At 72.3% G+C, this 12,504-nt stretch carries 13 protein-coding genes; 6 read left to right on the top strand and 7 right to left on the bottom strand.

What is annotated here, in order from left to right; genetic code table 11:
* Positions 1-9: 9 nt before the first annotated feature.
* Positions 10-852: a winged helix-turn-helix domain-containing protein gene (locus AB0K12_RS23235; protein WP_364564625.1), complete on the bottom strand. Its 843-nt coding sequence runs from the start codon at positions 850-852 to the stop codon at positions 10-12.
* A 67-nt stretch (positions 853-919) separates the two neighbouring features.
* Here AB0K12_RS23235 and AB0K12_RS23230 point away from each other — a divergent pair, with 67 nt between their 5' ends.
* Positions 920-2,167, top strand: coding sequence for an MFS transporter (locus AB0K12_RS23230; protein WP_364564620.1), 1,248 nt, complete (start codon positions 920-922; stop codon positions 2,165-2,167).
* A gap of 56 nt (positions 2,168-2,223) precedes the next feature.
* Positions 2,224-3,030, top strand: coding sequence for a serine/threonine-protein kinase (locus AB0K12_RS23225; RefSeq protein ID WP_355421554.1), 807 nt, complete (start codon positions 2,224-2,226; stop codon positions 3,028-3,030).
* Positions 3,031-3,105: 75 nt separating this feature from the next.
* Here AB0K12_RS23225 and AB0K12_RS23220 read toward each other — a convergent pair whose 3' ends face one another.
* Positions 3,106-3,855 (bottom strand): lysophospholipid acyltransferase family protein, encoded by a 750-nt coding sequence (locus AB0K12_RS23220; protein ID WP_364564616.1) that lies wholly within the window; start codon positions 3,853-3,855, stop codon positions 3,106-3,108.
* An 18-nt stretch (positions 3,856-3,873) separates the two neighbouring features.
* Positions 3,874-5,040 (bottom strand): cytochrome P450, encoded by a 1,167-nt coding sequence (locus AB0K12_RS23215; protein WP_364564613.1) that lies wholly within the window; start codon positions 5,038-5,040, stop codon positions 3,874-3,876.
* Between the two features lie 54 nt (positions 5,041-5,094).
* Between AB0K12_RS23215 and dhaK the strand changes: the two genes are divergently transcribed.
* The 3 genes from dhaK to AB0K12_RS23200 all read left to right on the top strand — a co-directional run bounded on the left by dhaK (position 5,095) and on the right by AB0K12_RS23200 (position 7,140).
* Entirely contained in the window at positions 5,095-6,075 is a 981-nt protein-coding gene (dhaK, locus tag AB0K12_RS23210; protein WP_364564609.1) for a dihydroxyacetone kinase subunit DhaK, read from the top strand.
* Positions 6,072-6,695: a dihydroxyacetone kinase subunit DhaL gene (dhaL, locus tag AB0K12_RS23205; RefSeq protein WP_364564606.1), complete on the top strand. Its 624-nt coding sequence runs from the start codon at positions 6,072-6,074 to the stop codon at positions 6,693-6,695. The genes dhaK and dhaL overlap by 4 nt, the downstream gene beginning before the upstream one ends.
* Before the next feature lie 70 nt (positions 6,696-6,765).
* Positions 6,766-7,140 carry a phosphoenolpyruvate--protein phosphotransferase gene (locus AB0K12_RS23200; RefSeq protein ID WP_364564603.1) on the top strand — a complete coding sequence of 125 codons (375 nt, stop codon included), beginning with the start codon at positions 6,766-6,768 and terminating at the stop codon, positions 7,138-7,140.
* A 122-nt stretch (positions 7,141-7,262) separates the two neighbouring features.
* Here the strand turns inward: AB0K12_RS23200 and AB0K12_RS23195 are convergent, their stop codons facing one another.
* The 4 genes from AB0K12_RS23195 to AB0K12_RS23180 form a co-directional block, all read right to left on the bottom strand.
* A complete protein-coding gene (locus AB0K12_RS23195; RefSeq protein WP_364564599.1) occupies positions 7,263-8,927 on the bottom strand; it encodes a thiamine pyrophosphate-binding protein in 1,665 nt (554 codons plus the stop codon).
* Entirely contained in the window at positions 8,924-9,697 is a 774-nt protein-coding gene (locus AB0K12_RS23190) for a cyclase family protein (RefSeq protein ID WP_364564595.1), read from the bottom strand. The genes AB0K12_RS23195 and AB0K12_RS23190 overlap by 4 nt, the downstream gene beginning before the upstream one ends.
* A 65-nt stretch (positions 9,698-9,762) precedes the next feature.
* Positions 9,763-10,377 (bottom strand): hypothetical protein, encoded by a 615-nt coding sequence (locus tag AB0K12_RS23185; protein WP_364565018.1) that lies wholly within the window; start codon positions 10,375-10,377, stop codon positions 9,763-9,765.
* A 63-nt stretch (positions 10,378-10,440) separates the two neighbouring features.
* Positions 10,441-10,869, bottom strand: coding sequence for a CBS domain-containing protein (locus AB0K12_RS23180; RefSeq protein ID WP_364564592.1), 429 nt, complete (start codon positions 10,867-10,869; stop codon positions 10,441-10,443).
* A gap of 129 nt (positions 10,870-10,998) precedes the next feature.
* Here AB0K12_RS23180 and AB0K12_RS23175 point away from each other — a divergent pair, with 129 nt between their 5' ends.
* Positions 10,999-12,390 carry an aminopeptidase P family protein gene (locus AB0K12_RS23175; RefSeq protein WP_364564589.1) on the top strand — a complete coding sequence of 464 codons (1,392 nt, stop codon included), beginning with the start codon at positions 10,999-11,001 and terminating at the stop codon, positions 12,388-12,390.
* Positions 12,391-12,504: the final 114 nt, after the last annotated feature.

Genomic DNA, 12,504 nt, shown 5'->3' with positions numbered 1-12,504 from the left:
GGCAGACGCTCAGCCTGCTTGCGCCACCCCGATGGGCAACACGTCGAAGTGCACGACCACATGCCCCACCACCGCTCCCCCGGACCGTTCGGACCCTGCGGCGGATCCAACGGCCCCCGCGGCACCCGTCGCCCCTGCGGCGAGTTCGATCCCGCCGGCACCGCCTGTCGTCGCCCCGGAACCCGCCGGGTCGCCCGCGACATCCGACCCCGCTGCCTGGGTCACCTGGGGATCACGTCCGTCCTCAGCACTGACCGGGCCCCCAGCACTCGCTGAACCCTGAGGGCTCGCCTCAGCACCGACCTCGGGGCCGGCCACGGCCTCGGGACCGAGCGATCGGGCTCTCCCGTCCGAGACCGCCCGGTAGCGTTCGAGCACTTCAAGAACCTCGTCCCGCATCCGCCCGGTCTCCTCGGGCGTGAGGCGGAGTGAGCGGCGCCCGAAGCCGCTGACCTGGTACCACTCCGCCGGCGCATGCTCGGCGACCTCGCGCCACCGGGCCAGCTCGGCGCTGCGCTGGCGGATCAGGTCGTCCAGCAGGAACTCGAGCGCGCTGGCCGCGTCGGGATCGGCGGGCTGGTCGCCGTAGGAGAAGCCGCCGGGTGTGATGCGCCAGTACTTCTCCTTGCCGCGCCCCATCCCGGCCACGACCTCGATCATCCCGTGCCGGGCCAGCTCACGCAGGTGGTAGCTGGTGGCGCCGGTGTTCTGGCCGAGGAGGCCGGCGAGGCGGGTGGCGGTGGAGGGGCCGTGTTCGTCGAGGAGCTCGTAGATGCGCAGCCGCAGCGGGTGGGCGAACGACTTGAGCGCGTTCGCGTCCAGCGTACGTGCCGAGTAGCGCTTGCTCGTCACTTGTGCAAACCTATCTTTGCAAAGAATCCTGTGCACACTTTCCCTTACACACTATCGGAGGGGCACCATGGCGGGTCTGGGCCGTTCGTTCGGCTTCCTGTGGGCATCGACCGCGATGTCCAACCTGGCCGACGGCCTGCTCAAGGTCGGGGCGCCGCTGCTGGCCGTCTCGCTGACCCGCTCCCCCACCCTGGTCTCGCTGGTCGGCGCGGCCGCGACGCTGCCGTGGCTGCTGCTCGCGCTGCACGCGGGCGCCGTCGCCGACCGGGCCGACCGCCGGCGCATCATGGTGCGGGCCAACCTGGTGCGCGCCGCGATCCTGGCCGGCGTCACCACGCTGGCCGCGTCCGGGCTGCTCAGCCTCTGGCTGCTGCTCGCCGCGGTGCTGCTGGCCGGGGTGAGCGAGGTCTTCGCCGACCTCTCGGCGCAGTCCGTGCTGCCGACGACTGTCTCGGGTCCCGACCTGACCAGGGCCAACGGCCGCGTCTCGACCGCCCAGATGATCGGCAACGACTTCGTCGGCGCCCCGCTGGCGGGCCTGCTCGTGGCCGTCGTCCCCGCCGTCCTGTTCGGCGCCCCGGCCATCCTGTACGCCGCCGCGGGCCTGCTGCTGCTGGGCATGCGCGGCACGTACGCACCGGCCCCGGCCGCCCGCGACCGGCCGATGCGCGCCGACATCGCGCAGGCGCTGCGGTTCTTGGGGTCACATCGGGTGCTGCGCGGCCTGGCGCTCACGGCCGGCGCGCTCAACTTCGCCAACGCCGCCTACTTCGGCGTCTTCGTGCTCTGGGCCGTCGGCGAGGAGTCGGCGATGGGGCTGCGGCCCGCCCAATACGGCCTGATGACCACGGCGTTCGCGGTCGGCGCGGTGGCCGGGTCGCTGCTGGCGGGCCGGGCGGCGGGGCTGTTCGGGGAGTTCCGCACGCTGCTGGGCGCCTGGCTGGTCAGCGCCCTGCTGCTCCTGGTGCCGGTGCTCGTGCCGTCCGCGTGGACGCTCTATCCCACCGCCGTGCTCTGGGGCGTGCTCGGCGCGGCGGGCAACGTCCTGGTGATCTCGGCGCGGCAGCGGCTGATCCCGGCCGAGCTCCTCGGCAGGGTCAACTCGGCATACCGGCTCGTCGGCATGGGCGCGATGCCGCTGGGGGCGGCGCTCGGGGGCGTCGTGGCCGAATTCGCCGGGCTTCCTGCCGTCCTCACCGGCGCGACTGGAGTATGTTTGTTCGCTGTCGGGCTGTTGTGGCGCGCTCTGTCAGATCAAATTTCTGAGCCTCTGACCAGCGCACCTACACTTTCCGACATATCCGGATCACGTTAGGCACCCTAGAGCCTGTGCCGAGGTGACATGATTATCCCCGAGCTTGAGGGGATGGTATGCGGGAGATCGGCGGACGGTACCTCCTGAACGAGGAGGCCGGTCGTGGGGGTATGGGAGTCGTCTGGAGGGCGTTCGATCAGCTCCTCCACCGTACGGTGGCGCTCAAAGAGCTGACCCTTACCGGCGAGGTCGAGATGGTGCGCCGCAGGGTGCTCCGCGAGGCCAGGATGGCTGCCGGGCTGACGCACCCCAACATCGTCACGGTGCACGACCTGATCGAGGAGAGCGGCAAGCTCTGGATCGTGATGGAATACCTTGACGGGCTCTCATTGCACCAGTTGCTCTCACAGGTGGGGACGCTGCCCGCGCAGTCGGTGGCGGCCATCGGCCAGCACCTGCTCGCGGCGCTGCGCACCGCCCATGAGGCGGGGGTGCTCCATCGAGACGTCAAGCCCGCCAACGTCATGCTGACGGGCGACCGGGTGGTGCTCACCGACTTCGGCATAGCGACCGCCGAGGGCGACATCCGCATGACCACCTCGCGGCGGCTGCGCGGCACCCCGGCGTTCATGGCGCCCGAGCGGCTGCATGGAGGGCCGGCCAGCAAGGAAGCCGACATGTGGTCCTTCGGCGCCACCCTCTACAGCGCCATCGAGGGCCAGCCGCCCTACCCGGGCCAGGACGCCGCCACGGTGCTCGGCATGGCCCGCAGCGGCCCCTACCCGCCACCGCGCCGTGCCGGCGTGATGCGCCCCCTGATCGAGGGCCTCCTCCACCACGACCCGATCCGCCGCTTCAGCCTGGACCAGACGGCAGGCCTCCTGGCCGGCATGCGCGCCAGCACCTACCAGGCCGCCATCTGACCCGAAGCCACCGACACCTCGGCCCGAGCATGCGCGGCCGAGGCGGGGGGTGGACGTCGGCGCGACCGTGGGGCGTCAGGTTTCCTTATTGGCGCGGGCCTCGGCCTCTGCGGCGTCCATGGCTTCCGCTTCCTCCGGGGTGGGGGCGGTGCCGCCCAGGTGGGCGGGTTGCCACCAGACGCCGGGGGGCACCTCAGGGTAGGTGCGCTGGGCCTTGTCCACCAGCTCCGACAGGCGGCCGTGCAGGTCGGCGACGTGGTCGTTGACGTTCTCGCCGCGCTTGGGGTAGATCGGCTCGCCCACCAGGATGGTCATCGGGACGTGCCGCTGCAGCAGCTTGCGGGGACGGCCCTTGGTCCACAGGCGCTGGCTGCCCCACAGCCCGACGGGGATGATCGGGGTGCCGGTGGCCTGGGCCATGCGGATGGCGCCGTTCTTGATCTCTTTGACGGTGAAGGAGCGGCTGATCGTGGCTTCGGCGAACACGCCGACGACTTCGCCGGCCTTGAGCATGCGCAGGGCGGTGGCGTACGAGCCGGCCCCCGCGCCCCGGTCGACCGGGATGTGGTGCATGCCGCGCATCAGGGGCCCGGAGATGCGGTGCTCGAACACGTCCTGCTTGGCCATGAACCGCACCAGGCGCTTCGACGGCAACGCGGCGAACCCGGCGAAGATGAAGTCGAGGTAGCTGATGTGGTTGCTGACCAGCACCGCTCCCCCCGACCGCGGCACGTGCTCGGTCCCCTCCATGTGGAAGCGGATGTCGAGCATGCGAAAGAGGGTCCGCGCGGCGGCGATCACCGGCGGGTACACGATCTCAGCCATGAGCAGACGGTAACCTACTCAGGCGGGTTTGACGGACGTGGGGAGGCTGACCATCCCCCTCACGTTGCCGTGCGCGGTCCTGCGGATGCCGCTCTCGTCGATGTCGTAGTCGGGCGTGACGGCGCGGGTGAGCTCCTCCAGCGCGACCCTGGCCTCCAGTCGGGCGAGCGGGGCGCCGAGGCAGAAGTGGCGGCCGGCGCCGAAGCTGATGGCGCGGCGGGTGTCACGGGTCAGGTCATAGACGTCGGCGTCGGGGAAGACGCTCTCGTCGCGGTTGGCGGAGCCGATCAGCAGCCACATCTTGGCGTCGGCGGGCACGCGGACGCCGTACCACTCGGTCTCGCGGGTGAGGCGGCGGGCGGTGCCGTGGGCGGGGGTGTCGTAGCGCAGCGTCTCCTCGGCCCACCGGTCGATCGCCCCGCCGAAGGCGGCGGCGCGCTGGTCGGGGTTGCGCCAGGCCCAATACCAGGCGGCGCTGAGCAGGTGGGCGGTGGTCTCGGCGCCTGCGCCGATGAGCAGGAAGAGGAACGCCACGATGTCGTCGTCGGTCAGCTCGTCGTCGGCGACGAGCACGGAGACGAGGTCGTCGCGGGGCGCGGCCCGGCGTTCTGCGATGATCGTACGGTAATAGACCCCGAGCGAGAGCAAGCCCTTGACACCCTCCTCGCTCATCGCGCCCGCCGGATCGGCGTCGAAGAGCGCGCCGGAGTCGCGCCGGATGTCCGCGCGGTCCGACGGCGGCACGCCGACCAGCCCGGCGATGACGTCGAGCGGCAGCCTGGCGGCGATGTCGCGGGCGAAGTCGAACGTGCCGTGGTCGAGGGCCCGTTCGATGTGCCCGCGGACGATCTGCCTGATCATGGGTTCGAGCGCGGCGACGCGGCGTGCGGTGAAGCCGCGCGAGATGGTGGCGCGCATGCGGGTGTGCTGGGGCGGGTCCATGGCGACGAACGACAGATAGCCGCGTACGTGGGGACCCCAGGCGCCGGGGTCGAGCATGGGGCCGTGGTCGCTGGACAGCAGCTCGCTGTCGATCAGCGCGGCGGAGACGTCGGCGTGCCGGGACAGCGCCCAGAAGCCGAGGTCGGGGTTGTGGTGGAGCGGTGCTTCCGCGCGCATCTCGGCGTAGACGGGGTAGGGCTCGTCGTTGATGGCCGGATCGTAGGGGCTGTAGACGACATCCACCCCGCCCACGTTATGACGCTTGCGCGGTCGTGAAAACGGGCAGATGTTTTGACCATGAAGAAGCTCATCAACACGGCCGGTTCCGTCGTTGACGACGCGCTGAACGGCATGGTCGCCGCCCACCCCTCGCTGCGGGTCCGCGACAAGGTCGTCTACCGCGCCGAGGGGCCGCGGCCCGGCAAGGTGGGCCTGGTGTCGGGCGGCGGTTCGGGGCACGAGCCGCTGCACGCGGGGTTCGTCGGTCACGGCATGCTCGACGCCGCCTGCTGCGGCGAGATCTTCACCGCGCCGGTGCCCGACCCGATCATCGCGGCGACCACGGGCGTGGACGGCGGCGCCGGGGTGCTGCACATCGTCAAGAACTACACCGGCGACGTGCTGAACTTCGAGATGGCGGCCGACGTGGTCGAGGGCATCGAGGTGGCGAGCGTGCTGGTGAACGACGACGTCGCCGTCGAGGACTCGCTCTACACGGCGGGCCGGCGCGGCACGGGCGCGACGCTGTTCGTCGAGAAGATCGCCGGGGCGCTCGCGGAGGAGGGCGCGCCGCTGGGCGAGGTCGCCGCGGTGGCGACGGAGGTCAACCAGCGCAGCCGCTCGTTCGGCATCGCCCTGACCTCCTGCACGCCGCCCACCGCCGGCAAGCCCATCTTCGACCTGCCGGAGGCCGAGGTGGAGCTGGGCATCGGCATCCACGGCGAGCCGGGGCGCAGGCGGGTGCCGCTGGCGCCGGCGCGGGAGCTGGCCGACGTGGCGATGGACGCGATCCACGGTGACCTGCCGCTGCGGGGCGACCTGCTGGTCATGGTCAACGGCATGGGCGGGACGCCGCTGTCGGAGCTGTACGTGGTGTTCGCCGAGGTGGCGGCGTACATCAAGGGCAAGGGGGCGCGGGTGACGCGCTCGCTGGTGGGCAACTACGTGACGAGCCTGGACATGCAGGGCTTCTCGGTCACCATCTGCCTGCTGGACGAGAGGCTGACCCGCCTATGGGACGCGCCGGTCGAGACGCCGGGGCTGCGCTGGGGGCGATGATGGACACCGACCTGTTCGTGGCCTGGTTCGAGGAGAGCGCCAGGCTGATCCGCCGCGAACGCGACCGCCTGACCAGGCTGGACGCGGCCATCGGCGACGCCGACCACGGCACCAATCTCGACCGCGGCTTCTCCGAGGTCTGCAAGGCGCTGGCCGACGACCCGCCCGGCTCGGCCGCCGAGGTGCTGACGACGGCGGGCGTGACCCTGATCCGCCGCGTCGGGGGCGCGGCCGGGCCACTGTACGGGTCGGTGTTCCGGCAGATGGGCAGGGCGCTGCCCGAGTCGCCGGTGACGCTGGCGGGGTTCGCGGCGGCGTTCGAGGAGGGTGTGGTGGCGGTCGAGCGGCTGGGCAAGGCCGCGCTGGGCGACAAGACGATGGTGGACGCGCTCGCGCCCGCCTCCCGCGCGCTGTCCCTGGCCGTACGCGACGGCGTCGGCGTACGCCGGGCCGTGGAGCAGGCGGCGCACGCGGCCAGGGAGGGGGCCAAGTCGACGATCCCGATGCAGGCGAAGAGGGGCCGGGCCAGCTACCTCGGCCCGCGCAGCATCGGCCACGAGGACCCCGGCGCGGCCTCCGCGGCCCTGCTGCTGGAAGCGCTGGCGAGCGTGGTGGAATGAGCGCCGCAAGCGCCCCCTCACGGCATGATGCCGGAGAGGCGGTGCGATCGTTGGGCGGCGGGGCTCTGTGATGGTGGGCGTGGTGCTGGTCTCGCACAGCGCCGGGCTGGCGGCCGAGGCGGTGGCGCTGGCCCGGAGCATCGCGGGCGAGGACGTGCCCCTCGCGGCGGCCGGCGGGACGGCCGACGGCGGGCTCGGCACCAGCGTGGACGTCGTCGAGGCGGCGGTGCGCAGCGTCGACGGGGGGCGCGGGGTGCTGCTCATCCCCGACATCGGCAGCTCCGTGCTGACCGCCCGGCTGGTGGCCGAGGAGTGCCGGGCGGTGGTGGCCGACGTACCGTTCCTGGAGGGGGCGATCGCGGCGGCGGTGACGGCGGGCGCGGGCTCGTCCCTGACCGACGTGCTCGCCGCGGCCGAGGAGGCCCGCGCCTACCGCAAATTCTGACGGCGGGCGCGGCCTCACCCCCGGCCCACAGGCTCGCCGCAGCCCTGGAGGCCCGCACCTACCGCAGGTTCCCACGGCGGGCGCGGGCTCACGCCGACCCAAGAGGCCCGCTACCCCCGGTGTCAGTGGCCCTTGAAGGCCTCCTCCAGCCACCAGGAGCCGCGGTCGCGGGTCACCTTGGCGTGGATCAGGAGCGGGCGGTCCCGGGGGCCGGAGAGCCAGGTCGAGACGTCTGCCAGGTCCTCGCGCCGGGTGACGGTCACGGCGGCGAGGCCGTGGCCGCGGGCTATGGCGGCCAGGCCGGCGGGTGGGAAGGTGACGGTGCCGAGCGGGTGGTCGTGCGGGCCGAAGTGGTGGACCTCGGCGCCGTACGCCTCGTCGTCGTACACGACGATCACCATCGGCAGGCCCAGCCGGACCACGGTCTCCAGCTCGGCGATCCCCATGAGGAAGCCGCCGTCGCCGAGCGCGGCGACGGGGAGCCGGTCGGGGCGGGCCAGCGCGGCGCCGATGGCGGTGGCGAGGCCGAGCCCGACCGACTGGAACGCCTGGGTGAAGCAGAACCCGTTCTCGTCCGGCACGTCCAGGAACATCGACGGATAGCCCATGAAGTTGCCGGAGTCGATGGACACGATGCGCTCGGCAGGCAGGAGGTCGTCCAGGCCGATGGTGAGCGTCCTGGGGTCGATGCGGCCGCCGTCGCCGCCGTCCTCGTACGGCACCGCCCGCCACCGCCCCTCGGCCCGGATCCGGCCGGCCAGCTCAGGCGTACGGTAACCGGCCTTCGCCGGAACGACGCCCGCCAGCGCGGCGGCGACCTGGGCCACGTCGCCCACCACGCCGGCGTCGGCGGGTACGTGGGTCTTGAGCGCGGCGGGTTCGAGATCGACCTTCGCCACCCGGGTGCCGGGCGAGACGAGGGACCCGTGGCGGGTGGTCCACATGTTGAGCGCGCAGCCCCAGCCGACGACGAGGTCGGCGCCGCGGATCAGCTCGGCGGCCAGCGGGGTGGCGAAGCCGCCGGAGACGTCGAGGTCCCACGGGCTGCCCCGGAACAGGCCCCTGGCCACGGCCGAGGTGGCGAGCAGCGCCCCCGTGCGCTCGGCCAGCGCCTCCAGCTCGCGCCTGCCGTGCCGGGCGCCGCGCCCCGCGATGAACACCGGCCGCTCGGCCGCCTCCAGCGCGGCGGCCAGCTCGCCCGCCGCCACGGCCGCCGAGGAGGCCTGAGACACGGCGGCCTGCTCGCCCGCCACAGCCTCCGCCGAGGACGTTTGAGACGCGGCGGGCACCTCGACCGCACCGGTGTAAGGGGCGGACTGGACGTCGAGCGGCAGGTTGAGCAGCACCGTCCGCCGCTCCCCCGCCGCCACCCGGTACGCCCGCACCGCCTGCGCGGCCGCCTCGTCCGCGCTGGTGACGCGCATCGACACCGCGCCCACCGCCGTGGCGAGCGCCGCCTGGTCGATGTGGAAGTTGGACTGCGCCTCGGTGGCCTCGCCGGCCAGCACGACCATCGGGGTGCGGCTTTTGGCCGCCTCGGCGATGCCGGTGAGCGCGTTGGTGAGCCCCGGCCCCTGGTGCACCGTGACGATGCCGGGCCGGCCGCTCATCCTGGCGTAGGCGTCGGCCATGGTGGCGGCCCCGCCCTCGTGGCGGGCGGCGACGAAGCGCGCGCCGGCCGCCACGAGGGCGTTGGTGACGTGGAAGTTGCCGCTGCCGACCACCCCGAAGACCGTCCCGGCCCCGCAGGCTGCCAGGGCGCGGCCGACGGCCTCGGCGACGATCAACGTTCCACCAGGGCGAGCACGCGGACGGGGCTGCCCGAGCCGCCGACGATGGGCAGCGGCGGCGCGACGACGACGGCGCCGGTGACGGGCAGCCGGTCGATGTTGCGGAGCTGGGTGAGGCCGTATTTCCCGGCGCCCAGGAGGAAGGAGTGGCAGGGGAAGGGCGGGTCGAAGGAGTGGGCGGCGCCCGCGTCGGTGCCGACGGTCTCGACGCCGATGCCCTGGATGGGCGTCTCGGAGGCGAGCCACTGCGCGCACTCGGAGGAGATGCCGGGCGTGTGCGGGCCGTTGTCGTCGGCGTTGAGGAAGGCGGCCTGGTCGGCGGAGCGGGCGTCCCAGCCGGTGCGGTAGAGCAGCCAGCCGCCCTCGGGGAGCGGGCCGTTGGCGCGTTCCCACTCCTTCACGTGGTCGATCTGGAGGAGGAAGTCGGGGTCCTTCGACGCCTCGGCGGCGAAGTCGAGCACGACGGCGGGCGCGATGAGGCTGCGGGCCGGCACCTGGGAGACGTCCTGGCCGTCGCGGGCGGTGACCCAGTGGACGGGGGCGTCGAAGTGGGTGCCCGTGTGCTCGCCTGTGTGGATGTCGTTCCAGTACCACGCCGGGCCGCGGTCGTCGTAGCGGCTGATCTCCTCCAGCCGGAACGGGATGGTGTTGGCGAACGGCTCGGGCAGCTGGAGGATCGGCGTCTCCGCGGTGAGGGGCGCGGTCAGGTCGATCACCTCGATCGCCCCGCTGCGCACGCTGTCCACGAAGCTCTGCAACACCGACATGTCTTCCTCCTTGGTAGGGCTGTGCGCATCCTCCTACGCTCGCCCTACCAGTGCCAACACCCGCGTCACGACTTCGTCCACTCCGCGCAGCCACCGGTCTGGAAGGCCTTGTCCGTGGGCTGGACGGTGACGGTGGCGGCGCCCGTCGGCATGCCGGCCGCGATCACGTCGCCGCTCGCGCTGCGCAGCCGGGCCCAGTAGCACATCGTGAACCCGGCGGCCGGGCCGGTGGTGCGATAGGTGCCCGGCTGGATGTCGGTGCTGACGTGGAGGGTGCGCAGGGACATGGGGTTGGTGAGGGTCCCGCCGCCCGGCTGCGTCTGACTCGGCACGCTCTGGTCGGGCGGGGTCTGTGCAGGGCCAGTGGGAACGGTCTGGGCAGGGCCGGTGGGAACGGTCTGGGCAGGGCCGGTGGGGACGGTCTGCGCCGGATCAGTGGGGACGGGCTGCACGGGAGCGCTGCTCTCCACCGGAGCCGACGGGCTGGAGTCGACCGTCACCGTCACCCTGGGCGCGGGCTCGTCCCCCGACGACGGCGACGTGGACCCGGCCCCGAATCCGACGAACACTCCCAGCAGGAACCCCAGCAGCGCGGCCAGCCCCGAGACGAGCACGATGATCGGCGGGCTGCTCGTCGCGCGCGGATATTGCGGGTAGTCAGGGGGAGGTGGCCCGTACATCACGGACCCAGCGTGCCACCCCTGTCAACCCACCCAGTCAGCACAGGCGGTCAGCACAGGCGGTCAGCGGTGAAGGTAGTCGACCAGCGACGCCTTCTCCGTCTCCAGCTCCTCGATGGCGCTCTTGACCACGTCGCCGATGCTCACGATGCCGATCAGCCGGCCGCCGTCGACGACGGGCATGTGGCGGAAGCGCTGGTTGGTCATCGTACGGCGCAGCGACTCGACGTTCTCGCCCGGCCCCACCGTGGTCACCTCGGTCGTCATGATCGAGGACACCGGGGCGTCGAGGATCGAGGCGCCGCGGTCGTGCAGCCGGCGTACGACGTCGCGCTCGGAGACGATGCCCTCGATGGTGACGCCGTCGGAGGAGACGACCACCGCCCCGATGTTGTGCTCGGCCAGCTCCGCGAGCAGGTCGCGCACGGTGGCGGCCGGTGACACGCAGGTCACGTGGCTGCCCTTGTTCCGAAGGATCGTACCGATGAGCATGTGCATCACCTCTGTCCCTCAGTGTTCCAAGCCCGCGTCCAGAGCAAACAAGCGTGTGGGGTCGGAGTCAAGCGGGTCCCGTAGGCTGCCTGCGTACGAACTCCGACATGTCACTCAGGGACCGTGAAAATGACCGAGGTGCTCAACACCGGCAGCCATGATCTGCCCGTCACCGACGAGCTGGCCGCGTTCATGCGGACGGGGTGGGCGGGCGAACGCCGGGCCGGCATCGCGCCCCTGCCGATCGCGCCGTGGGCGGCCAAGCGGCGGGCCGCGCTGGCCCAGCGCTTCCCCGGCGAGCGGCTGGTGATCCCGGCGGGCACGCTGAAGGTGCGCAGCAACGACAGCGACTACCGGTTCCGTCCGCACAGCGCGTACTCGTACCTGACGGGGGCGGGCGAGTCGGACGACGTGCTGGTGATCGAGCCGTCCGGCGAGGCCGTCCTGTACGTCAGGCCGCGCGCCCCGCGCGAGGAGGGCCAGGAGTTCTACCGGGACCGCCGCTACGGCGAGTTCTGGGCGGGCCCGCGCCCCGACTTGGCGGAGGCGGCCGAGCTGTACCAGGTGGAGTGCGCCCACATCCGCGACCTCGATGTGAAGGGCCCGGCGCGGGTGCTGCGCGGGGTGGACGCGTCGGTGGACGCCAGGGTCGAGCGGAGCGGCGGCGACGCGGAGCTGGAGTCGTTCCTGTCGGAGATGCGGCTGATCAAGGACGAGTGGGAGGTGGGCGAGCTGCGTTCGGCGGTGGACGCGACCGTGCGCGGCTTCGAGGACGTCGTGCGTGCCCTCCCCCAGGCGATGGGCCACCGGCGCGGCGAGCGGTACCTGGAGGGCGTGTTCGGGCTGCGGGCCCGCCTGGAGGGCAACGCGGTCGGCTACGACAGCATCGTGGCGTCGGGCTCGCACGCCTGCGTGCTGCACTGGATCCGCAACGACGGCCCGCTGCGCCGCGACGACCTGCTGCTGATGGACGCCGGCGTCGAGTCGGACACGCTCTACACGGCCGATGTCACCCGCACGTTCCCGCTGTCGGGCCGGTTCAGCGCGGTGCAGCGGCAGGTGTACGAGCTGGTCTACGAGGCCCAGACGGCGGCCATCGCGACGCTGCGGCCCGGCGCCCGCTTCCGCGACTTCCATCTGGCGGCCATGCGCGTCATCTGCGAGGGGCTGCGCGACTGGGGCCTGCTGAAGGAGCCGGCCGACACGCTACTGGAGACCGGCCTCTACCGCCGCTACACGCTCTGCAGCAGCGGCCACATGCTGGGCCTCGACGTGCACGACTGCGCGAAGTCGCGGGCCGAGGTCTATCTGGACGGCGTGCTGGAGGAGGGCCAGGTGCTGACCGTCGAGCCCGGCCTGTACCTCCAGCCCGACGACCTGACGCTGCCGGAGGAGCTGCGCGGCATCGGCGTGCGCATCGAGGACGACCTGGTGATCACCGCCGACGGCGCCGAGCTGCTGTCCGGTGGCCTGCCCCGCCACCCCGACGAGATCGAGGCGTGGATGGGCACGCTTTTGTAGTGGACCGCACACGTTTCGTGCGTGGCTGACAAGTCCGAACCGGGCTCTCATACCTTTTCCGCAAATTCTCACCGGAGCATCGACTACTGGACAACCCGTCAGTAGGGTTGCCAA

It is taken from the genome of Nonomuraea sp. NPDC049419 (assembly GCF_040676995.1).
In the GTDB taxonomy this organism is placed as follows: Bacteria; Actinomycetota; Actinomycetes; order Streptosporangiales; family Streptosporangiaceae; genus Nonomuraea; species Nonomuraea salmonea.
The sequence above is the reverse complement of the archived record's forward strand: the minus strand, read 5'-3'. Positions and strand labels throughout refer to the sequence as shown.